The organism is Paenibacillus sp. FSL R5-0744 (assembly GCF_037972555.1).
GTDB lineage: Bacteria > Bacillota > Bacilli > Paenibacillales > Paenibacillaceae > Paenibacillus_AQ.
In genome coordinates this window covers 1857000-1882885 of record NZ_CP150228.1, presented here as the reverse complement: position 1 = coordinate 1882885, position 25886 = coordinate 1857000, and the positions used below count along the sequence as shown (strand labels likewise).

The 25886-nt window shown below is 45.2% G+C and carries 22 protein-coding genes and 1 other annotated feature; of the genes, 7 read left to right on the top strand and 15 right to left on the bottom strand.

All coding sequences use genetic code 11. From position 1 onward, the window contains the following. Positions 1 to 47: 47 nt before the first annotated feature. From MKY19_RS08185 to MKY19_RS08150, 8 genes are all read right to left on the bottom strand, one after another. Complete coding sequence (locus tag MKY19_RS08185) at positions 48 to 422, bottom strand: arsenate reductase family protein (protein WP_339269799.1); 375 nt, start codon at positions 420 to 422, stop codon at positions 48 to 50. 181 nt (positions 423 to 603) lie between these two features. Beyond that, on the bottom strand, positions 604 to 1593 hold the full coding sequence (locus MKY19_RS08180) for an RluA family pseudouridine synthase (protein WP_339269797.1): 990 nt from the start codon (positions 1591 to 1593) through the stop codon (positions 604 to 606). Between the two features lies 1 nt (position 1594). Continuing rightward, positions 1595 to 2161: a cob(I)yrinic acid a,c-diamide adenosyltransferase gene (locus MKY19_RS08175; RefSeq protein WP_042186191.1), complete on the bottom strand. Its 567-nt coding sequence runs from the start codon at positions 2159 to 2161 to the stop codon at positions 1595 to 1597. Positions 2162 to 2320: 159 nt separating this feature from the next. Further along, positions 2321 to 2509: an aspartyl-phosphate phosphatase Spo0E family protein gene (locus MKY19_RS08170; protein WP_052404481.1), complete on the bottom strand. Its 189-nt coding sequence runs from the start codon at positions 2507 to 2509 to the stop codon at positions 2321 to 2323. A gap of 250 nt (positions 2510 to 2759) precedes the next feature. After that, positions 2760 to 3980 carry an aminotransferase class I/II-fold pyridoxal phosphate-dependent enzyme gene (locus tag MKY19_RS08165; protein WP_042186187.1) on the bottom strand — a complete coding sequence of 407 codons (1221 nt, stop codon included), beginning with the start codon at positions 3978 to 3980 and terminating at the stop codon, positions 2760 to 2762. Positions 3981 to 3993: 13 nt separating this feature from the next. Further along, positions 3994 to 4494: an Lrp/AsnC family transcriptional regulator gene (locus MKY19_RS08160; RefSeq protein WP_042125589.1), complete on the bottom strand. Its 501-nt coding sequence runs from the start codon at positions 4492 to 4494 to the stop codon at positions 3994 to 3996. Between the two features lie 259 nt (positions 4495 to 4753). Next, positions 4754 to 5143: a spore coat protein gene (locus tag MKY19_RS08155; RefSeq protein WP_042186183.1), complete on the bottom strand. Its 390-nt coding sequence runs from the start codon at positions 5141 to 5143 to the stop codon at positions 4754 to 4756. A 30-nt stretch (positions 5144 to 5173) separates the two neighbouring features. After that, a complete protein-coding gene (locus MKY19_RS08150; RefSeq protein ID WP_042186181.1) occupies positions 5174 to 5407 on the bottom strand; it encodes a spore coat protein in 234 nt (77 codons plus the stop codon). 177 nt (positions 5408 to 5584) lie between these two features. On the opposite strand from MKY19_RS08150, the gene MKY19_RS08145 reads away from it, so the two are divergent. Continuing rightward, positions 5585 to 6808: an FAD-dependent oxidoreductase gene (locus MKY19_RS08145; RefSeq protein ID WP_339269794.1), complete on the top strand. Its 1224-nt coding sequence runs from the start codon at positions 5585 to 5587 to the stop codon at positions 6806 to 6808. Between the two features lie 93 nt (positions 6809 to 6901). On the opposite strand, the gene MKY19_RS08140 is transcribed toward MKY19_RS08145, so the two are convergent. The 3 genes from MKY19_RS08140 to MKY19_RS08130 all read right to left on the bottom strand — a co-directional run bounded on the left by MKY19_RS08140 (position 6902) and on the right by MKY19_RS08130 (position 10476). Then, positions 6902 to 7444 carry a hypothetical protein gene (locus tag MKY19_RS08140; protein ID WP_339269792.1) on the bottom strand — a complete coding sequence of 181 codons (543 nt, stop codon included), beginning with the start codon at positions 7442 to 7444 and terminating at the stop codon, positions 6902 to 6904. Positions 7445 to 7658: 214 nt separating this feature from the next. Further along, positions 7659 to 8078, bottom strand: coding sequence for a DUF350 domain-containing protein (locus MKY19_RS08135; RefSeq protein WP_042125581.1), 420 nt, complete (start codon positions 8076 to 8078; stop codon positions 7659 to 7661). 31 nt (positions 8079 to 8109) lie between these two features. Beyond that, a complete protein-coding gene (locus MKY19_RS08130; protein WP_339246238.1) occupies positions 8110 to 10476 on the bottom strand; it encodes an endonuclease MutS2 in 2367 nt (788 codons plus the stop codon). A 150-nt stretch (positions 10477 to 10626) separates the two neighbouring features. Here MKY19_RS08130 and MKY19_RS08125 point away from each other — a divergent pair, with 150 nt between their 5' ends. Next, positions 10627 to 10974 (top strand): phage holin family protein, encoded by a 348-nt coding sequence (locus tag MKY19_RS08125; protein WP_042186173.1) that lies wholly within the window; start codon positions 10627 to 10629, stop codon positions 10972 to 10974. Positions 10975 to 11049: 75 nt separating this feature from the next. Here MKY19_RS08125 and MKY19_RS08120 read toward each other — a convergent pair whose 3' ends face one another. After that, the gene (locus tag MKY19_RS08120; protein WP_339269789.1) at positions 11050 to 12111 is read right to left on the bottom strand and encodes a GGDEF domain-containing protein; all 1062 of its coding nucleotides are present in this window, start codon (positions 12109 to 12111) and stop codon (positions 11050 to 11052) included. 319 nt (positions 12112 to 12430) lie between these two features. On the opposite strand from MKY19_RS08120, the gene MKY19_RS08115 reads away from it, so the two are divergent. Beyond that, positions 12431 to 12781, top strand: coding sequence for a cupredoxin domain-containing protein (locus MKY19_RS08115; protein WP_339269787.1), 351 nt, complete (start codon positions 12431 to 12433; stop codon positions 12779 to 12781). Positions 12782 to 12944: 163 nt separating this feature from the next. Here MKY19_RS08115 and MKY19_RS08110 read toward each other — a convergent pair whose 3' ends face one another. The 3 genes from MKY19_RS08110 to pheS form a co-directional block, all read right to left on the bottom strand. Beyond that, the gene (locus MKY19_RS08110; protein ID WP_339271548.1) at positions 12945 to 14996 is read right to left on the bottom strand and encodes a hypothetical protein; all 2052 of its coding nucleotides are present in this window, start codon (positions 14994 to 14996) and stop codon (positions 12945 to 12947) included. 205 nt (positions 14997 to 15201) lie between these two features. Beyond that, positions 15202 to 17646 carry a phenylalanine--tRNA ligase subunit beta gene (gene pheT, locus MKY19_RS08105; RefSeq protein WP_339801923.1) on the bottom strand — a complete coding sequence of 815 codons (2445 nt, stop codon included), beginning with the start codon at positions 17644 to 17646 and terminating at the stop codon, positions 15202 to 15204. A gap of 343 nt (positions 17647 to 17989) precedes the next feature. Further along, entirely contained in the window at positions 17990 to 19024 is a 1035-nt protein-coding gene (pheS, locus tag MKY19_RS08100; RefSeq protein ID WP_042186167.1) for a phenylalanine--tRNA ligase subunit alpha, read from the bottom strand. 60 nt (positions 19025 to 19084) lie between these two features. Continuing rightward, positions 19085 to 19371 (bottom strand) — a binding site (T-box leader). A 269-nt stretch (positions 19372 to 19640) separates the two neighbouring features. On the opposite strand from pheS, the gene MKY19_RS08095 reads away from it, so the two are divergent. Genes MKY19_RS08095 through MKY19_RS08080 form a run of 4 tightly spaced genes read left to right on the top strand, consistent with a single transcriptional unit; the run spans position 19641 to position 25510 of the window. Then, positions 19641 to 22202 (top strand): hypothetical protein, encoded by a 2562-nt coding sequence (locus MKY19_RS08095; RefSeq protein WP_339801919.1) that lies wholly within the window; start codon positions 19641 to 19643, stop codon positions 22200 to 22202. Positions 22203 to 22260: 58 nt separating this feature from the next. Continuing rightward, on the top strand, positions 22261 to 23646 hold the full coding sequence (locus MKY19_RS08090; RefSeq protein WP_339801916.1) for an efflux RND transporter periplasmic adaptor subunit: 1386 nt from the start codon (positions 22261 to 22263) through the stop codon (positions 23644 to 23646). Next, a complete protein-coding gene (locus MKY19_RS08085; RefSeq protein ID WP_042186162.1) occupies positions 23643 to 24341 on the top strand; it encodes an ABC transporter ATP-binding protein in 699 nt (232 codons plus the stop codon). The genes MKY19_RS08090 and MKY19_RS08085 overlap by 4 nt, the downstream gene beginning before the upstream one ends. Further along, on the top strand, positions 24338 to 25510 hold the full coding sequence (locus MKY19_RS08080; protein ID WP_156113076.1) for an ABC transporter permease: 1173 nt from the start codon (positions 24338 to 24340) through the stop codon (positions 25508 to 25510). The genes MKY19_RS08085 and MKY19_RS08080 overlap by 4 nt, the downstream gene beginning before the upstream one ends. Positions 25511 to 25886: the final 376 nt, after the last annotated feature.

The following is a 25886-nucleotide window of genomic DNA, read 5'->3' as shown; positions in this document are numbered from 1 at the left end:
TGCCGCAACAGCCATAAAATGACTGTTGGGACATCCCCTTTACGGATTTATACTTTGGAAGCATTGCTCCAAGCTTCAGCATATTGATCTTCTTTAAAACCTACCGTAACTTTAACACCATCAGTGACAATCGGACGTTTATTTAGCATGCCATGGCTTGCGAGCAGCTCAAGCTTTTCCTGCTCACTAAGCTGTGCCATTTTGTCCTTAAGACCCAATGCTTTATAGACTTCACCACTTGTATTAAAAAACTTTTTCAGTTCAAGTCCGCTATTGGCCAGCAATTCACGCAGCTCCTCAACGGTAGGCGGCTGTTCTGCGATGTTTTGAAGCTCAAGCTCATGACCTTGAGCTTGTAGCCATTTTACTGTACTGCGGCAGGTGCTGCATTTTGGATATTGATATACTTTTAGTTTGCTCATGTTGTTCTCCTTTAATGGTAGTGATGAGTGCGCTACGCTGGCAAATTATTCTTCCGATCGCTGTTATCCTCAGATTTCTTGATTTAGTCCGCTTGTTGCGGATGAAATCCGAGGATAAAGGCGAAACTCCGTTTCTCCAGAACCAATTCACCCTCTCCGCTTAACATCACTAAGATAATTTTTACCTCAAATTCGCTTTCGGGTCTTGCTCCAATACATTCTCCAAGGCCGCCATATCAGGCGGCAAAGGAGCTTCAAAGATCATTTCCTGCAGCAGCACCGGATGCTTGAACGTCAGACGCACCGCGTGCAGTGCTTGACGCGGTATGGAGGCATCTAGTGCTGTAACGGACTCTAACTGTTCACTTTGAGTTAAAGTCAATTCCGGTAGATTATACAGCTCATGACGATACATGCTATCACCAATCAAAGGACAGCCGATAGAGGTCATATGGACCCGAATCTGATGAGTACGACCACTCTCCAGCTTCAGTTCAACTTTTGAACCTTGTGCGTATACGGTTTTAACCTCATACCGAGTCAGAGAAGGATAACCATCCGGTGTCACGATACGCCGATGCGGCTCCTCAGGATCACGGTCAATAGGTCCGTCGATATCGCCGAAAGGCTCCACAGGAGCCCCATGAACAAATGCAGCATAACGTTTGTCCACTGTACCCGCAATCATCTGCTCAGAAATATGCTGATGGCTATACGGATTCTTGGCGATGACTAACACACCGGAGGTTTCCTGGTCCAGACGATGGACGGGTCGAAAGCGGAAACGTTCATTTTTTTGCGCCCAATAATGAACTACTCCGTTAGCCAGCGTATCAGTGTAATGTCCGTGTGTGGGATGCACGATGATCCCAGCTGCCTTGTTTACTACGAGCAAATGCTCATCTTCAAATAGAATTTCAAAGGGAATCGGCTGCGGTAAAATATCATCCGAAGTCTCTGTTTCCATGCGAATCTGTACAATATCGCCTGCCTTAACATGTACGCTGATATAAACACGTTCTCCATTTAATGTAATCCCTTGTTCTGTTTGCTTAAGGCGTGACAACAATTTACGTGAGACATCCATCCGTTTATGCAGGATCGTCTTCAGCAACCAGTCATCCTCTTCTGGCGGTATAATGTAAGTAATTGGTGAATAATAGCTAGTCATATTAGTCTCGGAACACCTTTTTACTGCGAATGTATTCTACATCAGTAATCCCTGCCCGTGTATTAGCCGTCCTAGCCAGCGCAAAGAAATAATCGGATAACCGGTTCAAATAAATAACCGCTTCCGGATTAATGTCTGCATTTCGTCCAAGTGTAACTGCCCGGCGTTCCGCCCGGCGGCAAACCGTACGGCACACATGTAGAACCGAAGCCAATGGACTGCCCCCAGGGAGGATGAATTTTTCTAGTGGTGGATTCTCTGCTTGAAGTTCATCAATCCAGCCCTCCAACCTTTTAGCCATCTCACTTGTTACCATATATTGACCACCATCACCTAGCTTAATAAAAGCCAGATCGGTTCCGCAATCGAATAGCTCATGCTGAATCTCCAGCAGCTGCTCGCGTACATCATCAAACTGATCGTCCTCCATCAGGCTCCTTGCCTGACCTACAAAGCAATTCAGTTCATCGATCGTTCCGTAGGCTTCAACTCGGACATCGTCCTTACCAACCCGGCCGCCAATCACTGAAGTTTGACCCGCATCACCCGTGCGTGTATAGATCACCATGGCTTACTCCTCCTATCCATTCTTCAAATCACATAATGCTAGTTTAAGCTTTCTTATATAAAAATGGCAAATGAAGAGTATAGTTAGCAACTGACATTTAGGCTTAAAGGAACAACAAAAAGAGGACCCTAGGGTCCTCTTCAACAGCATGTAGCGACGTTATTTTCCAACTGGACGCCCCTTCATGTATTCATTTATCTTGAGATCCAGTAAACTGCTAATTTCAATCACATTATCTGAAGTGAATGATTTTTCCTGCAAAAAAAGCTGCTCCATTTTGCTACGGAGTATTCTAATTTCATCTTCCAGAGAGAGTATGCGAGCAGAAGCATCACCCTTGGGGGACAGTTTCCCACTTCCAGAAAAACACTGCCCTCCATAGGAAGGTAAGTAATAATCGGCACTAAGCACAATCATCCCTCCTAAAAGTATTATTGAGCGCGTGCCACAAAATGTCATTAAAGTAATAAAAGAAACTTCAAAGCAACGCTTAATTCCAGAGTAAAATACGTCCTTGTTAGTTCTATTATAGGGGTTAATTACTCTCAAAGTAAAATAATACCATAGGATTATAGGATAGGCTATAGTCCAATTTTCTCTATTCCATTCTCTCTCGTTCCAGTTGTGTGACAAAAGCACCAATGCGTTCTATAGCTTCATTCAGTTGAGCTACTGAAGTAGCATAGGAACAGCGTAAGTAACCTTCACCACCTAAACCAAAGACACTCCCAGGTACAGCTGCCACTTTATATTCAAGTAATAATCGTTGTGCAAACTGATCAGATGTCAGTCCTGTCTTGCGCACGCTTGGAAAAGCATAAAATGCACCTTGTGGTTCATGGCACTCCAGTCCCGCATCACGCAAACCCTTAACAATCAGCCTCCGCCGTTGGTTATAAGAATCGACCATTCGATCCTTCTCTTCCATCCCATTGGTCAGTGCCTCAAGTGCAGCCACCTGGCCCATAGAAGGAGCGCACATCACAGTGTACTGGTGAATCTTAAGCATAGCGGAGATCAAATCAGGGTGACCACAAGCATAACCCATTCTCCATCCAGTCATGGCAAAAGCCTTGGAGAAACCGCTGACCAAAATCGTACGGTCCATCATACCTGGCAATGAGGCAAAGCTGACATGATTAATTCCATACGTTAATTCCGCATAGATCTCATCCGAAATTACAATAAGATCGTGCTTCTCTACAACCTTGGCGATCGGCTCCCAATCCTCTCGGGTCATAACACTTCCCGTTGGGTTGCTCGGGTAGCACAGAATTAGTACTTTGGAGCGTGGAGTAATCTTCGCTTCCAAACTCTCTGCAGTAAGTTTAAAGTCATTCTCTCCGATGGTTTCGATACCTACAGGAATACCTCCACCAATAGCCGTTATCGGCGAATAAGAAATATAGCAAGGTTCTGGTATGAGGATCTCATCGCCCGGCGTGATCAAAGCGCGCAGAGCCAGATCGATTGCCTCACTTCCGCCGACCGTTGCTATAATTTGATTGGCAGGATCATACTCCACTGCAAAACGGGTGTGCAAATAGTTCGCAATACCCTCCCTTAGTTCAGGCATTCCTGCGTTGGATGTATAGCCTGTAAATCCTCTTTCCAGCGAATAGACACAAGCTTCTCTGACATGCCACGGGGTCTTAAAATCAGGTTCCCCGACTCCGAGTGATATGATATCCTTGCTCCCTGCAGCCAGATCAAAAAACTTACGAATACCCGAAGGCTGAATTTGCTGTACCAGCGGGGCCAAATAAGAATTCATTGATTTGCTGTCTTCTCCAGTTAGCTGCGTTTTATTCGTGATCATATGATTACTTCCTTTATGGAGAGATCATCAGACGGTTGTCTTCCTCATGCTCCTCAAAGATGATCCCATCCTGTTTGTATTTTTTAAGGGTGAAATTCGTTTTAGTTGAGAGTACTGAATCAATTGGAGACAGCTTCTCGGATACAAAATTGGCCACTTCACGTAAGTTTCGGCCTTCCACTTCTACCAGAAGATCGTAAGCACCTGACATCAGATAAACGGATTTCACTTGTGGATACAGGTAGATTCTCTCGGCAATGCCTTCAAATCCGCGACCCCGTTCGGGTGTAATCTGTACCTCAATCAGCGCTGTCACTTTCTCGTCATCGACTTTATCCCAGTTTACAACGGCTGCATACTTAACAATTACATGGTCCTTCTCTAATTGCCCAATCGCTGTCTTTACGTCTTCTTCTTCCTCGCCAAGCAGCGTAGCTAAGAGTGCAGTAGATCTTCTCGCGTCCTCTTTAAGCAGTTCCAGCACTTTCCTCTTTAGTTCGTTCATTTCCTTCATGCCTTCCCTCCGGATAGTTCGCAAATGACGTTGCGCTATTCATGCGTCGCCCCGCGAAAAGAGTTTAATACTAATATGACATGAATTGAGCATCTCTGCAAACAAAATAACCCCATATGATATCCGCATAGAAGACTAGGTTTACTCAGCTAAATGGATTTTTATACAAAAAACGCCCGTTTATACCGGAGCTCTCGGTATAAACGGGCGTCAGCCTTAAGGTTATGTGGCAGGATGCTTCATCCGCTAACCATCTTGGTTACATTAAATGAGACGGTTGATGTTGTCCATTCGAATGAAGATGAGCGTTCGCATTGTGAGCAAAGGATCCAGCTTGTCCGGTTTTTTGCTGAACAAATTGTCCGGCTTTTTGCTGCAATTGCTGTGCAGTTTGGAGCTGTTTGTCTACATCTTGGCGCAATGCTTTTGCAGGTGCAGGATACATATTCAGTTGGGACATCTGCGTATAAAGCTCGCCCTGAAGTCGAAGCGTGTTCATGGTCATGTCGTTAAACACCCGACGAACCGCTGGACATGCCGATTCCGTAGCAGCTGTCGCATACTCACGAACCGTCCGCTTCAAATCACACAAAATGGTGTTCATTAAATCCTCATCTGGCATAAATGCTGCTGGATTCTGTGCGTTCATTTTATAACCTCCTTAAGATTAATAATGCAATTATTGTGGGCTTGTTGGTGCGTACTGTTGATGCTGCTGGAGTAACTGAGTAAGTGTATCCATGTGCTGCGTGTGATTTTGGATATGCTGCAAACAAACTTGTCGAACCTGCTCGTTCTGCGTTGTCGCGGCGGTAGCCGCACATTGCTTAAGAAGCAAGTCCTCATTAGAGATGGAGTCTGCGATATATTCCAATTCTTTTCCACTTAGTGCCTGCATTTGCATTGATTGCATGAGTTGTAGTCCCTCCTTGTAGTTGATCCAAACAGGCTTTAGTATACCGCCAACGCACACCATTTATTTGCCCAACAGCACTAGAGAGTTATGACAAAAATAAGAACATGCTGCGAATGAGACGGTAAAATGCCGCCCATACTAAATTATGGAACAAATGAAGGAGCGATCATTTTCATGAGACTAAATAGCGGCACCCCACCTTGGAGAAGCACTTTACAAGACCCACCAACTTATCCTGTGCTAGAGGATACCATTCACTGTGATTGCTTGGTCGTAGGGGCTGGAATGGGTGGAGCAATGGCATCCTATCGCTTGTCTTTAAGCGGAGCTGAGGCTGTTCTGATCGAAAAAAGACGCGTCGGAAGCGGAAGCTCACATGCCAATACTGGTTTACTTCAGATATCTAACGACAAATCGTTAACCTCATGTATGAACACTTTTGGAGAAAGGAACGGCTTGCTCTTTTATCAGTTATGCCAAGCAGGGGTTAGAAATATTTTGGATCTGCCAGCCAAGCTCGATATCGATCCCCAGATCATTCCTCGCAGCAGCCTTCTATATGCCAGTACACCAGAGGATGTACCTGCTCTGCGAGAAGAATATAAGAACCTCGTTGCTCACGGATTCGATTCTGATTTCTGGGAAGAGGATAAAATTGCTTCGGTGTATTCTTTTTCTAAACCTGCTGCACTTTATTCACGCAGTGATGCAGAAGCGAACCCTTTCCGGACAGTTCACAGCCTGATCGCCAAGGCAGCAATGAATGGTGTACACGTTTATGAGCAGACCGAGGCTAAACACTATGAGTTTACTGAAGATGGAGTAATTTGCCACACAGAGAACGGACGTATTATTGCGAAGAAGGTTATTTTTGCAATGGGTTATGAAACGCAGGAGTTTAAAAAAGACCGAGGCGCTGAGCTGATCAATACGTATGCAGTGATGACCAAACCTCTGAAGGAATTCCCCAAGTGGCATGAGCGGAGCCTCCTCTGGGAAACCGCCCGACCGTATTTGTATTTTCGGACAACACCGGAGGGACGTATTATTGCAGGAGGTAAAGATGAACCGTTGACGGATCCAGAGCGCCGTGATATCAGAGTGATTTCACAAAGTCAAAGGTTATTGGAAGAGCTGGAAGCTTTATTTCCTGAAATCAAAGGCATTGAGATAGAATACTCCTGGGGTGCTGTATTCGGCTCTACGCGTGATGGGCTTCCTTATATCGGCCCTCATCCCAAGTACCCTCATTGCTACTTCATCGAGGGTTATGGGGGCAATGGGACGGTGTACAGCATGATTGCTGCGGAGTTATTAACAGATACGATTGCGGGTAAACATCGGCCGGAGCTTGATCTATTCTCATTGACACGATCAGCCAAACCTTCTCCTTCTTAGAAAACGGACGTGAATAAGCAATATTGAGGTTTTTATAAAAAAAGCTTAGTCCCCTTATGGTCAATAAGAGGGCTAAGCTTTTTATGAGGATGCTTATGCTTTATCGGTACTCAGATTACGTACGAGCTGAATACGGTCTTCCTGCGCTAGACTGTGCTGTACATGGAAACAAGACGGGCACACATACACATTAAGGGAGAATGGAGATGTTAATACAGGTCCACCTAGTGTAGCCGGTGCAGATGGCTCGAAGCTGCTAACAAGCTGTTTACCAGCAAGGATAGTTAACTCATGGCATTGTGTACATTCCGGAGCTTCTTCCTGAATCGCTAAGATGCCCGATACACGCTCTTCATACTTATTCAAATCATAATCGTCACCGAATTGGTTGAGCGTGTTGTAAATAGGAACTACACTGTCTTTGTCGACGTCTCCCCAAAGATCATCATCATTAATAACCTCTTGTTTAGGTTCTTCTACAACTTCTTCTTCGTCTTCTTCAATGCCGTCTATCCCTACAGTAACTGTACGATATCCGTTAAGTTCATTGTTGCAGTGAGGACAATTTTCCTCGGGTCCGAATTCCTCGTCCCATACGATTTCGGTATGACACCAAGGGCACACAGTTGTTTCCATCTTAATAATCTCCTTCATACTTCACGTTTAAATTTAGTTCATCATTAAATAAATAATACCGGCTGCTATAAAAGCAATAGCTGACACAAACAGAACTCGGGTAAGAATCTTCATGATATCCTCCTAATACTCCACAAAGTGGAGCTGCTCATTTCAAAGCTTGTCCAGCTTCATCTGGAATCCTTTGTAGGGAGGTGCAGAACTTTCTATTTTTTTAAAATATAGCTGCACCGATCACATAAGACAACGAAACCGAGATCAGCATCGCTATTAGCCCAACAGCACGGTTATCTGCAGCGATCTCCTCATCAATAGAGAACACTGGGGTTAGGAATTCAAATAAAAAATAGGCAAGCAGCAGCAGCAAAAAACCGACGACCGACCACTTCATCGTCTCATAAATCGAAACACCTGATTCAATGCTGAAACGCAGTACGTTGCAAATTCCGAAGATTTTGCCACCAGTAGCCATGGCTACTGCCAAGTTCCCCTTGCGAATTTCTTCCCAGCAATTATATTTCGTTACCATTTCAAAAATAGACAGAAATACAACAAGCCCAAGAATTGCTACTGCAAAGTAGCCAAGCAAGGCACCTAGCGGATGACCCAGCAAAAGATCAATATCTCCTTGCACACTTTTCCCTTCTTTCTGCCGGGCAATCCCGCTATTGCAGCTCAGCCACGGTTACGCCTGCGCCGCCTTCATTATAATTTCCAAGCCTATAGCTCTTAACATGTCTGTGCTTACGCAAATATTCTTGAATTCCTGTGCGGAGCACACCTGTGCCTTTACCATGAATAATAGAAATTTGGCCCAGATTTCCTAAGAAGGCTTCATCAATAAAACGATCCGTCTCCATAATCGCTTCTTCCAAATTCGTACCTCGCAAATCCAGTTCTCTACGAATGTTCTCATCACGGGAGCGTTTAACGGTTGTCGCCTGCCGAAGGGGCGTTGGTACAGAGGCTGCTTTCGAAGAGAGCAGTTCCAAATCATCCAGGCTTACCTTCATCTTCATGATCCCAAACTGTACTAAAGCCTCTTTAGAGCCGCTTAATTCCACTACAAAACCTTTTTGGTTTAAGCTATCTACTTTCACTTCGTCACCAGGACCAATCGTCCGCGGAGTCTTAGCAGGCTTACGAGTAGCGGCTTTCTTACGCGGTGAAGGTTCGGCTTCATCTAGACGTCTCCGTGCTTCAATCAGCTTATGCTCTTTGACTGAAGCGCCTTCTTCCATAGCTAAGCGTCGTAAATCACTGATAATTTCCTCAGCTTCTTTACGCGCTTTCTCCAAGATTGCGCTGGCATCTTTCTCCGCTTTCTCCAGTCGTTTATCTCGCTGACTTTCCAGCTTCTCCAGCTCTTGCTGCTGTCTGCCGCGTAATTCCTCTACTTCGCGGCGGATACTCTCTGCTCGCTCATGTTCCTGTTCCGCTCCAAGTCGATTCTCTTCGAGAGAGGCAATCATATGCTCTACACGTAGATCCTCTTCCTTCACTTCGCCGCGTGCATGCTCCAGAATCGCACCTGGCAGACCTAATCGCTCTGCAATTGCAAAGGCGTTGCTTCGTCCAGGAACACCAATCAGCAAACGATAGGTAGGACTGAGACTTTGAACATCGAATTCCATGCTGGCATTGATGACCCCTTTACGCTCATAAGCGTAAGCTTTCAATTCGCTATAATGCGTGGTAGCGACCATACGGCATTCAGTCCGGTGAATATGTTCCAGAATGGCAATCGCCAGTGCGGACCCTTCTGCAGGATCCGTTCCTGCACCTACTTCATCAAGCAGAATAAGACTCTTGGGAGTCATTCTACGCAGAATGGAAATAATATTCGTCATATGACTGGAGAATGTACTCAGACTCTGCTCAATGCTTTGTTCATCCCCGATATCTGCATAAATGGCATCAAACACACACATTTGACTGCCTTCTTCTGCAGGGATGAATAACCCAGACATCGACATGAGACTCAACAGTCCAATGGTCTTGAGTGTAACGGTTTTACCACCCGTATTCGGTCCGGTTACAATAATGGAGCTATATTGGTTGCCGAGCTCCACATCCAGAGGAACCACATGCTCCGCGGGAATAAGTGGATGGCGTCCTTTGCGCAGCTTCAAATACCCGCGATCGTTCATACGAGGCTGTGTAGCCTTCATATCTCGGGCAAGACGCGCCTTGGAGAAGATAAAGTCAAGCTCACCAAGAATATCGATATCATAAGTCATTTCTTCGGCTATATCAGCTACAAGCGCTGTCAACCTATGCAATATGATCTCGATCTCCCGTTCTTCACGCAGCCGTGTTTCACGCAGCTTATTATTCATCGCCACAATGGACTCAGGCTCGATAAATAAAGTGGCTCCTGATCCGGACTGATCATGTACAATCCCACCGAAATGCGCACGATACTCCGCTTTTACAGGAATAACAAACCGATCTCCACGAATGGTTACCAGCTGATCCTGCAGCATTTTAGCAACGGAAGAAGAACGAATCATGGAATCCAGCTTCTCACGAATTCGGGTCTCTCCTCCGCGCAATTCACGGCGAATCGTAGCTAATTCAGAGCTAGCTGTGTCAAGTACATCTGCGTTCTCGTCTATACATAAACGGATGGCATCTTCTACATGTTTTTGCTCCGATAAAACATCGCTGAGTGAAAATAGGAATTCAATCTTTTCCTCCTCATGCATAGCTGCCAGGAATCGTTTAACTCTTCGTGCGCCGCCAATGGTAGTTCCCACTGCCAACAGTTCAGTTGTTCCCAACATTCCACCTATAGAGGCACGTTTTAGTGCTGCTCGAATATCGCTTATCCCGCCGAATGAAGGAATACCCTTCAGACGATCTACATTAGCCGCTTCGTCCGTGGCTTGAAGTAGCTTCTTCACACCTTCAAAATCACCGGATGGTCTTAGTTGCTCCGCAGTCATTCGCCCCATTGAGGTTTGCGTATATTGCATTAATTTATTTAAAATCTTGCGATATTCAAGCGTATGCAAAATTTTGTCGTCCAATTACAGTCACAGCTCCCTTCATAGATGTTTCCATTATACAGAATTCAAGCCAATTTCGCTATTTGGTATCGGTTAAAGCATAAAAACAAGTATTAAGGTCACAATAAGAACTGCACATATCCTTAGCTTGGGCCAAAGGAGGTTAGTACAGTGAATTTCTTGAGTCATGTGGGTCGTTTTATTGTAGCAGCGCTTGTTCTGATGGTCGTTAGTTGGATTGTTCCACAGTTCTCGGTTGGTGGCTTCTGGAGCGCTCTAATCCTTGCACTGGTGATTGCGTTACTCGGCTGGGTTGTCGAAGGAATCTTCGGCAAAAAAGCAACGCCCTTCGGGCGCGGTATCGTCGGTTTCATCGTTAGTGCATTAGTCATCTGGGTCGCTCAATTCGTAGTGAGTGGAGTCAGCGTTTCCATTCTAGGAGCTATCCTGGCGGCGTTGGTCATCGGTATTGTTGATTTGTTTTTGCCGGTATCCACGCCGTTTGAGGCAGCAAAGTAACGAAAGCTATTCACAACACAGAACCCCTATTTCCGGTTCTTTTCCGGTAATAAGGGTTCTGTGTTGTTTTTATCCTTATGACACAATCTCCGCTTCATGACTTTCAGCACAATTGACCACTCTGTTCTTACCTTGCTTTTTAGCTGTATAGAGCGCTTTGTCCGTTTTACGAAAAAGAAGCTCTTTCCCATCCCCAAGCTGATAATCACAAATTCCAATGCTGACAGTAATCGGCTTATTTCCAGCCTGCAAATGCTCGATTTGAGCAATATTGATCCGTAATTTTTCTACAGCCTCATAAGACTCTGAAAAACTTTTGTCTGTAAAAATCACAGCGAATTCTTCACCGCCATACCTAGCCGCAAAATCATTTAACTCAATCATACCGCCCACCTTGTCCGCAATTACCTTAAGAACAAGGTCCCCAACCCTATGTCCGTAGGTATCATTAACTTGCTTGAAATTATCTATATCGAAGAGAGCCAGCTGTAGTTGAAGGTTGTTGCTTTCACATTGCTCTAATAATGAATCCAAATATTCATGAAAGGTTTTATGATTATATAGTCCAGTGAGTGCATCTATCTTCAGCAGCTTATCCGAAATAGCCCTCTCCACCATTAGATCTTGGCCTTCCTTCGTTAATCTCTCCAGATTTACACGCGCTTCCCGCGCACGAATAATTACAGCAAGAGCCATCCCTACAAATATTATAAACACACACTCTACTATTAAGAATTCAAGCAGCGGTTTATGTAGGAATGGCCTTTCCAACCCGAAATATACTACCGCATAAAACACAATACTAAATAGTCCCATTAGATACAGGAGCTTACGATCAAAATAAATTAGAGCGACCATAATCGGCATCATGAGCGTCATCTGAGCACCATCGACAAAAGGCTCTAATACAAAATACATAAGGTAGGACACTAAAAATCCACAACTAACCACCCCATATTTAGGGGATTGTTTACTATAACGAAGCCACAGCTCCGCAGTAATCATAAGGACCACAATTAGTAAATTACAAGCAAAGAATAGGTGCCATAGATTCGTGTCCATGGTTGTTTTTATTTGAAGTCGGTCAATATTCGACAAAAACAGCAACTGTGAGATTAATAAAAGAATAACTACCATCCAATAACCTTTTAAGATTCTACGGTGCCAAACCTCCGTATTTAGCGTATCGTTAGTGCTTGAAATATGTATCCCCTACTTTTGTACGTTAATGTAATAGCTTTCATTATAATAAATTTTAGTTATATTTTCATCATTTATTTGCAATTTACGACAAAGTTTGAACAGTCTCCCTTGTTCACGGATTTTTCACATTTAATCAAAGCGCTTACTTAAATTTTAAGTTATGATGTCTACATAATTGTCACATTTCCACTATGCTTGGACTTCTTGGGAGGAGGTTTGGATCATTAAAAAATTCGCAATTCTACTTTCAATTGTGTTCGTTATAGCACTTACAGCCTGTGGAAACAGCAATGATAGTGCTGCTGGCAATGCTAACACATCGGAGCCGGAGATCGAGGCAGAAACAGAACTTACAATTACAGCTACGAATTACAGCTTTGATCAGGAAGAATATCATCTAAAAAAAGGTGTACCCGTCAAAATTATTTTTAAAAACGATAGCGGCAATCACGGCATCCTTATCCCTGAATTCGAACTCCAGCTTAATAGCAAAAAGTCCTCGAAAGTAATTGTTCCAGAGGAAGCCGGCACATTCGAAATGACCTGTTCGATTATGTGTGGATCCGGACATAGCGGCATGAACGCAAAAATCATTGTGGAATAGATGAATCATTAAAAAGCCGATCGTTAGGGAATTGCCCTGACGATTGGCTTTTTATTTAAGTGAGAAATATAAGACATGGTGTGAAACTTATTAAACAAAGAGGGCTGACCTGAAATAGATCTCTCTACACATCAGGTACAGCCCACTTTCTTGCATCCGACATTCAACTGTCCTGTTCGATCAGTTGAATCCATTCATTATATTCATTCTGAAGCTTGGCATATTCCTCTTGAAGATTACGATGCTCATCCGTCATCTTCTGTAGCTCATTCTGATGCATCTCAAACTGGACCTGTAGCAGACGAAGTTGTCCTTGGGCCAATTCATAATTCTCGCCGACTTCACCAAGCTGCTGAAGCACCTCACTGCGTTCACGTTCAATAGATTTCTGCTTAGCCTCAGCTTCACCAGCCTCCTGCTGCCAAATATCTATCTCTTCACGCAGCTTCGCTTCCAAATCACTCCACTGCTGCTGTCGCTCGAATAATTCCTCGTACTTTTGCTTCCATGAAGCGCCGTACGCCTCTGCCTCCCTCAGAACATCCTGCTGCTCTGCAACCGTAGCAGCGGCCTCAAGGCTAGCTTCAGACAATTCCTCTAAGCGTCGAGCTGTCTCTTCGCCTTCTTCTTGCAGCAGTTGATATCTTTCCTGTAGACGTTCTCCATCTTGCAGCACTTCATCATATTGAGAGATCAGTTCCTCATAGCGTTCACGAAGTGCAGACAGTTCCTTCTGAACCTGTCCACCTTGTTCACGGAGTGCTGCAGTTTCGTGTTCTGCATCTGTACGAAGCTGAGCTTCCCGATCTAACTGTTGTACTAATCCATCCGCTTGACCACGAAGGATCTCAATCTCCTTTTGAAGCGCCAAAGATTTCTCTTCGGTCTCCAGTAGGTTCATTTCAAGCTCACTAATATCTTCCATCCGTTTATCCGAGAGCTCCTGCCAATTTGCTGCCTCCGCCATAGATCCAGCGAGTTCTTCCTGAACACGGTGCAGATTGTCATTCGTTTCCTGGAGTGACTTCCGCAGCTGTGATGCTTCATTCTGAGACTGCTGATAACGCTGGCGCAATTCTTCCAGCTCTTCATTCAACAGCGTGCCTAGCTCAGTAGCAGTACGCAGCTCTTCACTGAGCTGTTCTTCACGTTTAACCACCGCTTCATATTGTCCGAGCAGCGTCTGACGAGCATCTCGTTCACTCTTAAGACTGGCTTCAGCCGAACGGAGTCTAGACTGAAGTTGTCCTGTTCCACCACGAAGCTCAGCCAGCTGTTTCTCGAGCTCTTGAATGTTTTGCTTATGTCTATGTTCCTGAGTACCTTGTGACTGACGAAGTTCCTTATTCTTAGCAAGCTCCCGTTGTAAAGCTTCCCGTTCTTCAGCCAATTCCTTGCTTAGCTTCGTTGTCGTGCTCTCAAGCTCCTTACCCAGTGTCAACTTCGTCTTCTCGAGTTCCTTACCTAATGTTGATTTGGTTTCCTCAAGCTGTTTCTCTAAGGTTGATCTGGTCTCGGTTAACTCAAGCTCCAGAGCAGACAAGGAGTCTGACTTCTCCTTAGTCAGCGTCTCACGGATGTTCTCCAGCTCTTGCAAATGCGCTGCCTTCTGCTCTTCCAACTGCTGTAGACGGATGGCTTCTGCATTCGCTAGTTCCTCTCGATGATTCTCACGCATAGCAGACTGTTCAGCCTCATAACTTGCCCGCAGTTCCTGCAACTCCAGCTCACGCGCAAGCAGCTCCTCTTCCAGCTTCTCTCGTGCGGCTTCAGCCGCTTGGGTTGCCTCTTGCAGCTGGTTAGCATGTACTTTACGCTCATTCTCCTGAATTTCCAGATGACGCTTGCGCTCTTCTTCAACCGCAGCAATCAGTCGTGTAGCTTCTTCTTTAGCCGCCGCTTCAAGGCGTTCATATTCTTCTTGTCGCTCCCGCTGAACCTCCAGCAGGCGAGATACTTCCAATCGCAGTTCACTGCGTTCACCTGTCATCATGTTGAGTTCATTTTTAAAATCCTGAACCTGAATAGCCTGCTCCGCCATATGTACTGCTGCAAGCACCGCTATGCGCGGCGTATCCAGTCTGTTGTGTGATTTAGAAATCGTGCGCATATGTTCGTCAACATAACGGGCCACTTGTTTCATATATTCAGTGCTGCTTCCGACGAGTTTATAGGAAGTTCCGTATATCTCCACGGCGACACGTGTCCGGTCCATAGCCACAGTTGTGCCCTCCTTTGTATGTGTGCGGATTCTAAGTTAGTCTTACTGTTTCTATTGTAGCTTTTTTCTTAAGCATTTGGCAAAATCCCTTGTAATCAATAGACTCTCGCTGATATCCTCCGCATTTCACTCTACCCAGAAAAAGCCGCAGCGAATCTCAGTTTCTAAATGGATTCGCTGCGGCTTTACACAATTCCTGCTATTTTCTTAATTCTGCACCAAAAGTTTGTTGAAGGACTGATAATAGCTTATCATGCACCTCTCCAACCTCTTCATCTGTCAATGTATGTTCACCGTGACGATACAGCAGTGAGATCGCAATACTCTTCTTTCCACTCTCTAACTTGCCACCAGTGTACACGTCGAATACCTGCACGGATTGCAGCAAAGTTCCTCCGTTTGCACGGATGGAAGCTAGCAGATCGCCTGCTGGTACAGTTGAATCTACAACTACTGCAATATCCCGTTCCATACCTGGGAAACGTGGAAGCTCATTATATTGCAGACGGCTTTGCGTGTTATCATACAGCGGCTGCAATAGAATCTCAGCTACATAAGTATCCACTAGATCAAGCTCTCTTTGCAGTTCCGGATGAAGCTGGCCCATAGTTCCAATCTTCACACGACCCTCGTCTCCGACTAAATAAACCGACGCGGAACGTCCAGGATGATACCCTTCTGGACTATCTCCCTCGTAGATAATTCTGTCTGTAAGACCCAAATAAGCAAATACTGATTCCAGCGCACCCTTCAAATCAAAGAAATCTACAGGCTGTGCAGAAACGTTCCATTGCTTCACGGTTAGGCTACCGCTAAGCAATAACCCCAGCACCGGCAGTTCACGCGGCTGACGAGTCAACTGTTCCTCATCTGTGAAGAAGACATTGCCGATTTCAAACAACGCTAGATCGCTTTGACGACGATTGGTATTATAGCTAGCAATATCCAATAGTTGTGGCAGAAGGCTAGTACGCAGTACACTGCGTTCTTCACTCATTGGCATAGCCAATTTAACCGCTTGTGAGCCTTCTGATAACTCAGGGAACATTTTGCTTTGTTTCGGCTGGATGAAGGAGTAACCCATCACTTCCTGATAACCGCCATGCGACAACAGGCGACGCAGTTCACGGCGGAGTGATTGCTTATGCGTCAATGCGCCTGGCGTTGTAACACCTTCAATCAGGGTCGTTGGAATATTGTCATACCCGTACAGACGAGCAATTTCTTCGATAAGGTCAACATCATAGCTGATATCGCCACGTCTAGTTGGCACCTGAACTTCGATCAATCCTTGTGCGGTATCCCCGCATTTGAAATGTAGACGACCAAACAATGTCTTCACTTCTAGCAAGGACAGATCTGTTCCGAGATAACGGTTCAGCTTCTCCAAGGACAAAGTAAGTACCTTCTCTTCTCCTGCGACTGTTCCTGCTTGCACAATTCCTTCATGCACAGATCCGCCAGCATAACGCGCAATAAGTACTGCAGCGCGATTCAATGCAGGGATCACTGCATTTGGATCCACTTCTTTCTCGAAACGAAGCGATGCTTCCGAGCGAAGTCCCAGTTGACGCGAGGTTTTACGAACGGTTCCTCCGTCAAACTTAGCGGATTCCAGAACGAGATTTACCGTCTCAGCAGTAACTTCCGTATCCTGACCTCCCATTACTCCAGCCAGAGCTACTGCTTTAGCTCCATCAGCGATAACGAGCATATGTGGCTCAAGCTTCCGTTCTTGGCCATCAAGTGTAGTCAGGACTTCACCTTCATGAGCAAGACGAACGCCGAGTTCTCCGCCTTCTATTTTATCTGCATCAAAAGCATGAAGCGGCTGTCCGTATTCGAGCATCACATAGTTAGTGATGTCTACGATGTTGTTAATTGGACGAATCCCTGCCGCCATCAGACGATTCTGAATCCACAGCGGGGATGCTGCAGATTTAACACCTGAGATATAACGAACTGCGTAATGACTGCAATGTTCTTCATTCTCAATCTTAACGGAAATAGATTGAGCAGCTGCTCCGCTGATCTCAATCATTTCACTCGCAGGATCTGGTAATTTGATGTCGCGTCCAAGAATCGCGCTCACTTCATAAGCAGCACCAATCATGCTTAGGCAGTCTGAACGGTTCGGAGTCAGATCGAATTCCAGAATTTCATCATCTAGACCCAGCAACTTTGAAATATCTTGACCGATCTCTGTACCTTCAGGAAGTACAAGAATTCCTTCTTGCTGCTCTTTAGGAAGCAATTTATCATTGAGTCCCAATTCTTTAGCCGAGCAGATCATCCCTTGTGATAATACCCCGCGCAGCTTCGCTTTTTTGATATCCAGCCCTGGCAGCTTAGCGCCAACAAGAGCTACAGGAACGGTTTGTCCCGCAGCTACATTCTTTGCGCCACAGACGATTTGCAGATCTTCACCTTGACCTGCATCCACGATACATACGTTCAGTTTATCCGCATCAGGATGCTTTTCTTTTGATTTCACATAGCCGGTTACGATGCCGGAAATCCCTTTATTGCGGCGCTCTACTCCGTCAATTTCAATGCCGGCAGCGGTAATCTTCTCCGCTAGCTTTTCGGCGGTTACTCCTTCAATCGATGTATAATCAGCCAACCATCCGGTTGATACTTTCATGTCCGCTCACTTCCTTTATGTTTCAGATGTATTTATCTACTTGCCGTTCGATCTGCTTCCTGTGGGGGTAGTACAATTTAGGATTACTCGATCAAAGCTTCATACCCGTCCTATTTAGAGCAGTCACTACGAAAAATATTGGACTTCCGATCGCTGTTATCCTCAGATTTCCTGATTAGAACCGCTTCTCGCGGTAGAAATCCGAGGATAAAGGCGAACGCTGGCGCTTCTACAGTTCCAAAATTTCTCTCCGTTCCTTCTATTAATAGTCTTTTATTAAGCAAGATCAGTAATCCAATTGCTAATTACTCCTAACCCGTCAGCCAGCTCGCCCACCAAAAATCTAAACGCCCTTGAACTGCTTTACAAAACTCATATCATTGTTATAGAAATGACGGATGTCATCGATGCCGTATTTAAGCATAGCAATCCGCTCAACACCCATACCAAATGCGAAGCCGCTATACTTAGCAGGATCATAGCCACCCATTTTCAGAACATTTGGATGCACCATGCCGGCGCCAAGAATTTCTAACCATCCGCTTTGCTTGCACAGTCTGCAGCCATCGCCGCCACATTTGAAGCAGCTTACATCCACTTCAACGCTTGGCTCGGTGAATGGGAAGAAGCTCGGACGAAGACGAATGTCTGTATTCGGGCCGAACATTTCTTGTACGAATTGCTGCAAGGTGCCTTTCAGATCACTCATCCGAATGTTGCTTCCGATAACCAAACCTTCAATTTGATGGAACTGGAAGGAATGCGTTGCATCGTCATCATCGCGGCGGAATACTTTACCCGGGCAAATGATTTTAACTGGAACTTCACCGTTCATAGCCTGCATAGTACGAATCTGTACCGGAGACGTTTGAGTACGCATAAGCAGGTCATCCGTTAAATAAAAGGAATCCTGCATATCGCGAGCCGGGTGATTTTTAGGCAGATTTAGGGCTTCAAAGTTATAATAATCGGTCTCCACTTCCGGACCTTCAGCCACACGGTAGCCCATACCAATGAAAATATCCTCAATTTCCTGAACCACTCTGCTAAGCGGGTGAACGCCCCCTTGCTGCATGCGGCGACCTGGCAGGGTTACGTCTACTTTTTCAGCCTGCAGACGTTGCTGAGTCTCTTGCTGTTGAAAAGCCTCTTGCTTCGCTCCAATAATCTCCTCAATGGCACTACGCACCTGATTCGCTACTTGCCCGATAACCGGACGCTCCTCAGCACTAAGTCCTCCCATACCACGTAGAACTTCTGTAAGCTCGCCTTTTTTACCGAGATATTTCACTCTTAGGTCATTCAAAACCTGTGGATCCATAACCTCCTGCAACTTAGCCAGCGCCTCAACCTTCAATGCTTCCAACTTCTCTTTCATGGCCGTGTACAGCCCCCTTCAATCATTGTCTAGTTCAACAAAAAAAGGCCTTTCCTCCCGGTAAGGGACGAAAAGACCGTGGTACCACCCTTGTTAGACAAGCTGATCTGTTCCCCTTAAGAGCTTCATTCCCTCTTTTGGCTGGACAGATACCTATCTCACTTTATACAGAAATAACGGTCTGTGACCGGTTTCCCCTACGCTTCCTTACAAGGCAATCTTAAGGAATTCAAGGAACTGCTCCGGAGTGAACTTCGACAGCTCTGTATCCTAGAAACGCTCTCAATCACCGGCGTCTCCTCCCTGTAAGTCAGGCACTGTGTACTCTTCTCCATCACTGCATTTCACAATTCAATCTAATTGTCAGGTATCTCTTTTATGCAAGAGATATGTCTGTTTATTATATGCAAAATCTGTCGTTTTGACAAGTTCAAGCATAATTAGGGCAATTTTTATCTGGCTTTAAGCTGGCTTTAAGGTTCAGAGCCATTTTGGGGACTTTTTTTCAGCTAACGTTCAGCGGAGCTTGATAATTTCCATTATTAAGAAGGCATGGTTGTACTCAATCATAAATCACCTTCAAAATACAAGGACTTTCATACCGGGAGGGAATTACATGCATGCACGAAGAACAAAAGTAGCTGTGATCATACTTAGCGCAGCAGTTCTGAGTCAAGCTTCAGCGTATGGAGCATACGCGGCATCAACGACTACTTCATCCACCAAAACAGCAACTGCCACCACTGTATCCACTCTGGATAAACTCGGCTCGATAGCTTTAAAGAGTAACTTTAGTGTGAAGCTGACCGATGTTGGCTTTTCGACTCAGGATGGCGGCAATATTCTTACATACACTCTCAGCTATAACAATGGGAGCGGAAGCAGCATCAATCTTGTGGACTATTTCTCTAAAGTAACTACTGCAGGAGGAACCGTTATCCAAGGAAGCCCAGTAACCAGCAGTGCAACCATCAAATCTATCCCCTCCAAAAGCAGTCAATCCGTAACCTATTACGCAAACGTCGGTAAATCCACATCTTTAAATGGAGTGAAGATTTCAGTATTCGGTTGGGATTTCAGCAGTACTGATTATCAAAAAAAGCTGGGGACCTTCACCTTGCCTCTGGCTTTTTCACAAGCGGTCGCTAGAGGCCAAAGTAAAAAGATAACCTTGAATAATCAGCCCGTAACAACCAAAACGGAAAGTCTGCAAATTTACAAATATAACGGTAAGGTATACGCCAAAGTAGGTGTGAGCTTAACCAATCAAGGAACCAAAGTGCTAAGTGATCCTGGACTTAAGGGATACCTCGCATCTGCAGGAGGATCTGTATTTGAATTAACGCTTGATGATGCGAGCAGTAACTACAAAGTACAGCCACAGGAAAAAAAGACGATCTACTACATGACGGAAATTCCCTCTTATATGAAGACAGACAATATGACTCTGCAGTTTGCTGGAGAAGATACCTCATTAAAAATAGCTTTGCCCATCGTCACCTATAACCTTCCCGCTGCTACCACACCAGATCTTGTCGTAGCCAGCAATGTCATCAAGAAGCTTACGATCAACAATAATACTGTCGAGACGCAGTTAAAAAGCGCCAATGTCTATGCCGACAACGGCACCGCGAAGTGGACGCTGCAATTCCGAGTAAAAAATAGCGGCAACAAGGCGATTACTGTGCCTGCTTATGAGTTTACCGTTAAAGCCGCTGAAGGATACAGCTTTCCGGTGGACACGAAGGCTTTCGCTAACCTTACACTCAAACCCCTTGAAGAAAAAATAATTGAGCTCAGTGCAGAAGTTCCGCTAACGATAGCTCAAGGAACGCTACAGCTGCAAATGACTGAACCCGCTGTAGAGAGTAAGATCATTTTTCCTGCGGCCTATTATCAGATTCCTTACACACTCCAAACTAACAATTGGCAGGATACAGAATACGCGGTGGAGAACAGTCACGGCACATTTGCTGTCAAGCTTGAGAACATCCAGCGGCTACCTTGGGCAGACAAAGATCAGCTTGTAGCTAAAATCAATATTCGCAACACGAAATCGACCTCTGTGCAGCTTCCTGCATTTACAAGTGTCATTAAAGCTGGTGAGAGTGATATTAGCAGCACTTCCCAAGTTGTCACAGAAAGCACGCAAACCATACTCGGGCCAAATGAATCCGCAGACGTTTATGTCGTGGCCAATGTTCCTTACACCTACCAATTCAATCAATTAAAAATAACGCTGCAAGAAACCTCCGGCGAAAGCAAAAATAATTTTCTTTCTTTAAATACAAATCAGTTGGACAGCCGTGTTCAGGAAGTTGCAGCACTAAGTTCCTTCCAAATTGACCTTGAAAGTAAAAAAGCAGAAGTGTTAGAGCGCCGGACAACGGTTTATCAGGGTGCGAGCTCCAATATCATGTACACAGAACTGGAAATGAACAGTGAGGAAACACGTAAATCGGAGCAGGCTCAACTCGTAGCTTATTACAAAACGCCTGACAATCAATATTACGAAGCCGAGGTCAACCAGTCTACCACTTCCACGAGCCCTAACGGAAAAAATCTGGTTACCGTCTGGACTAAGCTTCCACTTGGAGTAGATCCTTCTCAGCTTGTTCTTTATGTCGGTGAAGGGGTATCCGAAGGAAAACTTACGGCTCCTGGCGGGAAATCAACGGGTTATATCAATACGGTGTCACTGGGTCTAAATAATGTTGCGGTGGAGTCAAAAAGTAATCTTTTGGATGTAGAATTGTTCCCTTATACCCTATCCGTTACAAATGCAGTCGCCTCCGTCACTGGTGGAAAAGATACGCTAAGCACTGTCCTAACCTACAACCTGTCGAGCAGCACGCTTTACGAATCGGGTACCTATGAGCACAAGCTTGTACTAGAGCTGATCGACCCCTTCGGACAAACGATGGAGAAGACATTAACACTGGGCACAGACCTACCATTAGGGAACTTCAAGTCATACACCACAACATTCACAAGCAATCTTTACAAAACTCTAGGTGGCGGCGCGATCCGATTGAATGTATACGACGAATTCCAAGGTCATCGAAATTTGCTGGGAACTGGGACCTATGTTGTCACTTATCAGGCAGCGTCAACGACTTCAAACAACAATTCCACTTCAAACACCGATTCTAGTGCTAACAATCCATCCGACACTTAGTAAGTGTGCGAGGTGTGGCCTAAGTTAAAAGAAATTTGATGATCTATGGAGGAAAGAAATGAAGAAGAAAAAAGTGTTGCTCTGGACCATCGGAGTAGTAGCTGTAGTAACAGCCGGATTGTTGGTGTATACATTTTTACCTGATAAGAGCAGTCAGGCTGCTGAAGTGCCCGTTAATACAGCCACGGTTACGAAGGGCGATATCGTAGTAAATGTATCTGGAGCAGGCTCCGTCACGGCCACTGAAACAGGAAAAGTGAAAACGAAGGACGCTGGAACCGTAGCTGAGGTGCTTGTCAAAGAAGGCGACAATGTGAAAAAAGGTCAGACATTAATTACCTTCGAAGGCGATGATTTGAGCGACAATCTCAAGCAGGAACAAACCTCTCTTACCTCGCTTGAAGAGGATCTTCAGGACAAGCAGGAGCAGTATAAGAAGCTTGCCGTGGCAGGTGCCTCCGAGGATGAATTAGCCAGTGCCAAACGTTCGATTGAAAAAGCGAAAACGGATATCGCTTCTCAAATCGAAAAAATTGCAGCTGTACAAGAGGATATGATCCCTCCAGATCCCCTAACCGCTCCTATTGACGGAACTGTTACAGCAGTTAACATAGCCAGCGGTGAAAAAGCGATGGATGGCTCTGAACTCATCGATATCACCGATTATGCTAATTTAAGCGTCATAGTGCAGGTGGATGAGCTTGATATTCCTACAGTGAAAATAGGGATGCCTGCTACCATTTCATTGGATGCCCTGCCCGACACTGAATTCAAGGGGAGTGTTACTAAGATTGCCAAGGAAGGCACCGTCTCGAACGGAGTCTCCCTCTTCGATGTTACCGTTGGCTTAACCACCTCCGAAGGCGCCCTTGTAGGGATGTCGGCAGAAGTTTCAGTTACAACAGCTGAGAAAAAAGATGTATTAACCGTACCTATTGAAGCTGTTCAAGAAAGAAATGGCAAGTACACAGTTTCTCTCCCTTTAACAGCGGTTTCAGCGGTTTCAGCGGGTTCAACCGATTCCTCAAAAGCCTCTAGCGAGGGCCAAGCACCGAGGCCTAGCGGGGCTCCTGATGCTCGCGATGGTGCTATGCCTAGTGGAGCTCCTGATGCTCGCGGCGGTACTATGCCTAACGGAGCTGCTGGCACAAGAAACCGTGGAAATAGTAATCAGCGAACAGTTTCCGTCGAAGTGGGCATCCATGATGAGAGCAGTATTGAAATTGTCAGTGGGCTTAATGAAGGAGACAAAGTGATCATCCCTACTGTCATCTCTACCAAAACAGGTACAACTAGTACTGAGATGCAAATGCAAGGTGGCATGGGCGGTATGGGTGGCGCCGGTTTCGGCGGCGGCGGCTTTAGTGGCGGTGGTGGCTTCAGTGGAGGTGGTACTGGTGGCACGGGCGGAGCACCTGGTGGTGGCGGAGGTGGCAGTAGATGAGTGCTTTAACGCCACTGATCCAAGTCCAGAATATGACCCATGGCTATACTATGGCCGGAGAAACTATGACAGTTCTAAAAAATCTTTCCTTTACAATCGACTTCGGAGAGTTCGTAGCGATTATAGGTCCTTCCGGTTCTGGTAAATCAACACTAATGAACATGCTCGGATGCCTGGATGTATCGGATGAAGGAAGCTATCTCCTAGACGGACAAGAGGTTCGTAAGTTATCCGACAACAAGCTGGCAGTTATCCGGAATGAGAAGATCGGCTTTATCTTTCAAAACTTCAATCTCCTCCCCAAGTTGTCTGCTGTCGAGAATGTGGAGCTTCCGCTAATATACCGCGGCCTCTCACATCGAGAACGCAGAGAAACAGCGCAGCAAGCACTCCTTAAAGTTGGTTTGGAGGAGAGAATGCATCACCGACCTTCTGAGCTTTCAGGAGGACAGCAGCAGCGTGTAGCGATTGCGCGAGCCATGGCTGGATCTCCCCCGATTCTACTTGCAGATGAACCTACCGGGGCGCTTGATACGCGAACTGGACAAGAGGTCATGCAGATGATACGAGAATTAAATGAGCAGGGTCATACAATCATCCTAATCACACATGACCTCGAAATTGCAAAGCAAGCAAAGCGGATCATTCGTATTCAGGATGGCAACCTCGTAGAAGATCGGAGGAATGCGAGGTGAAATTATTTCAAAGTATGCGGATGGCTCTAAAAAGTATTTACAGCAGTAAAGTAAGAGCTTTTTTAACGATGCTGGGTATTATTATTGGTGTATCATCCGTTATCATCCTCGTTTCTGTGGGGCAGGGAACTACTTCTCAGATTACGGAGCAGCTTAATGGACTCGGAACAAATCAACTGACGGTAAACATCACTGGCCGTGGGGCTACCACCTCCCTCACCTATGAAGAAGCCTTGGCACTAGGAGATATAGAGGGGATAGAAAATGTAGCTCCTGTGATCAGTGGCAACGTTACAGCCAAGCATAATACTGAGAATGTTAGCGTTACAGTTGAGGGCATTACACCTTCTTATGAGGACGTTAAGGATTTTCATGTACAGTCAGGACGTTTCCTGCTTGATATTGATACGGAGTACCGGCAGAAGGTAGCGCTAATCGGCACAGGTACGGCTGAGGATTTATTCGGTACAGATGATCCTGTCGGCCAAAAGGTACAGCTAAACGGGATCAGCTATAAAATCGTCGGTCTTTTGGAAGCAAAAGGCTCTAGTCTAAGTGGCTCCAACGATGATATCTTATTGATTCCTATAGCTACTGCAGAACGTCAGTTAAAAAGCAAAGGCGTACGTTCCATCACAATTGCGACGACTTCAGCAGACACTGTAGCTACCGTAAAAGATAAACTAGAGAGTACACTGGATGCTAAATTTAATTATGCGGATAATGCTTTTAGTGTCTTTGACTCTCAAGAGATGCTGGAAACTGTAAATTCTACGACAGCTACGCTTTCAATGGCACTTGCGGGAATTGCCGGCATTTCTCTGTTTGTCGGGGGGATCGGCATTATGAATATTATGATCGTATCCGTTAATGAAAGAACAAGAGAAATTGGTATCCGCAAAGCAATCGGCGCCAAAAAGTTCGATATTCTCGCTCAATTCATGATCGAATCCATTGTGCTTAGCGGATTGGGTGGGGTGATCGGTGTTGGCATTGGAGTCGCAGGTAGTTGGTTACTAGGAAAGTACACTTCACTTACAGTATCCATTGCTTGGGATATGGTACTGATATCTTTTGTTTTCTCCTTGCTTATCGGCGTGATTTTCGGAATGATGCCTGCGAACAAAGCCGCACGGCTTCGCCCCATTCATGCACTACGTAACGAATAGTAACTTCAAGTCAGTTGCCACAGTCATTATTATGACTAGGCAGCTTTTTTTAACATAACAGAACTCATATTTTTGGGGCTGAGCTGGGTATCATTTACGAAGGCGTTGGGTAATAGGATTTATGGATTTGAATATAGATAAGGCAATAGGCCCATACCATAATCATTTAAATTTTTTATTATTGATATTTATTTGAGGAAGCGATTGCTCTATAAGTAGGACGTCCTATATACTTGTTGTACTACAAACTGCGATCCACACACAATTTATCTTTCCCATGCCTCAATTCCCACTATATTACAACACCTCTTTTTTTTACATAATTACTCTCAACATCTTTGCCTGAAAATAAAACACGCCTGCCACAAATGGAAGT